This window comes from Ruthenibacterium lactatiformans, assembly GCF_000949455.1.
Lineage (GTDB): Bacteria > Bacillota > Clostridia > Oscillospirales > Ruminococcaceae > Ruthenibacterium > Ruthenibacterium lactatiformans.
On the sequence record NZ_JXXK01000085.1, the window covers coordinates 1 to 2080 of the forward strand.

At 55.3% G+C, this 2080-nt stretch carries 2 protein-coding genes; one reads left to right on the plus strand and one right to left on the minus strand.

The features are described 5' to 3' along the window. On the minus strand, nucleotides 1–759 hold a 759-nt coding region (locus TQ39_RS19755; RefSeq protein WP_167541563.1), incomplete at its 3' end, for an AAA family ATPase. Between the two features lie 164 nt (nucleotides 760–923). Between TQ39_RS19755 and TQ39_RS19760 the strand changes: the two genes are divergently transcribed. Then, the gene (locus TQ39_RS19760) at nucleotides 924–2021 is read left to right on the plus strand and encodes a DUF6076 domain-containing protein (RefSeq protein WP_050006800.1); all 1098 of its coding nucleotides are present in this window, start codon (nucleotides 924–926) and stop codon (nucleotides 2019–2021) included. The last annotated feature ends 59 nt before the right edge of the window (nucleotides 2022–2080 follow it).

The following is a 2080-nucleotide window of genomic DNA, read 5'->3' on the forward strand; positions in this document are numbered from 1 at the left end:
CACGATCACTTCTTCGTCTGCACTCCGCGCTGTTTCTTCATCTTCTCTGCATTCCCAGATGTGAGACATTGGATCGAACTGCAGTTTTAATTCTTTCGATTCAATGTCCCGACCCGTACAGAACAACGTTCCATAGTTTGAACTCCTGTCCTCACGCTGCAGGATGAAGGTCCCGTCCGCGGCCCCACTCATGCCCGCTGTTCCGGACACCCTGTTCAACGGGTCGCTGTCATACTGCTTGCGCAGATGGTGGACCAGCAGCACAGTGGTCCTGCAGCGGTCGGCCAGCTCTTTGAGCCGCGCCAGGTCGGCATAGTCCCTCGCATAGGTATTGTCCGTACAAGTTTCCCGCACTTTCTGCAGCGTATCGATGACGATCAGCGACACCCTCCCGTGTTCCCGGACGAAGGTTTCGATCTGTCCGGCCAGGCCATCCGCCAGAGTTCCCGCATGTGTGGCCAGATACAAGTTTTCCGATGGGTCCTCCGTGATGTCCAGCAGCCTGTCCTGCAGCCTGTGATAGCCGTCCTCCAGGCACAGATAGAGCACCGTACCCTGCTGTGTCGGATGTCCCCAGACCTTTTCTCCGCCTGCCACCTGCTGGCACAGCCACAGCGTCAGCCAGCTCTTTCCTGTCTTTGGCGCTCCCGCCAGGATGTGCAGGCCCTGCACCAGCAGGTCTTTCACCGCATACCCCGGCGGTTCCAATACCGCATCCGCCAATGTGCGGGCGTCGATCGTTCTGAGCCTACCGGCCATCAATACCTCCTGGTGTTCCTGTTTGTTTGTGCATAGCATTCTCCTTCCGGTTGATTTTCTCATCCCTGTCGGGTACACTCATTCTAGCAAGAGATTTTCCCGTCCGCAATACTTTCAAAGAAAGACGGGGACATTAAAAAAGTGCATCGGGGACAGGTGGTCAGATGGAAACAAAACGGCTCATTGAAACAGAAAACAGCATCCAGGAATTCACTGTACAGTTCTACGGCGGCACGGTGATGATCGAACAAAACCAGCTGCCGCTGGGGCAGATTTCCTGCGAACTGCTGGATTATCCAGTGGAGGAGCTGCTTGCGCTGCATGATGAAGCCGTCAGGCTTTTTTCCATCGTGCGGGACTCCCTTTTTGCCCGGGACAAAGAAAAAAGCCCCGCGCTGGCCGCTGCCGTGCAGCGCCAGTTGAACAGGGCTTTGAAGCATGTGTATCCGCTTCCGCTGTTTTCTCTTTTGAATATTGACAGGGATACATACGGGACGATGCTGGAGGAGCTGTGCCGGAGTGCGCCGGAAGAGTTCCAGAAAGCCGTGACGCCGGGAACGCCGGAAAACGAAGCCCTCAGCTCCTTCTTCGGGAAGCTGTTCCGGCTGCCGGATGAACTTCTGTGCTTCCGGAGCTATGTTTCCACGATGCTGGACTTCTATTTCGAACCGCCGGGACGCAGGAACGCGGAGCATTATGCAGTGGGTGTTTACCGGTTCTTTTCCGATGCCGCTGTACAGGAGGCCCTGCGTGCTGCACTGCCGCCCTATCCCACTTTTGAGTTCCTGCAGAGCCGCCCGGTCATGACGGAATATGTGACGATGCCGGATCCTGTGCAGCCGGAAAAGTACATCCTTGCGGAGCGTGTTGTTTTCTCCAGCCTGGCCGATTTTCTCCACATGGATCTCTTCCGTGGCCTGATGCACGGAAATGTTCCGCGCCGCTGCCACAACTGCAGGAAGTTCTTCCTGCTGCAGAACGGATACGATGTGCGGTACTGCACCCGGATCGCGCCGGGAGAAACGAAGCGCACCTGCAGGCAGGTCGGTGCGCACAACAAGCAGGCGGACCGGGACAGCAAGACGCCGGTGCAGATCGAATACGAAAACACTTACAACCGTTTGAAAAAGCGGAAGGCACGCGGGAGGATCTCAACCGATGAATGGAATGCTCTGGTCGCCAGAGCGCAGGACATCAGGGAACAGGCTCAGCGAGGGGGCCTTTCGGATTTTGAGATGAAGAAAATGTTTGAGGAGATTTAGTCATTTAAAGGCAGTGTACTTTCCAAACAATTCAATTATGATTTTATTATCTTTCATTT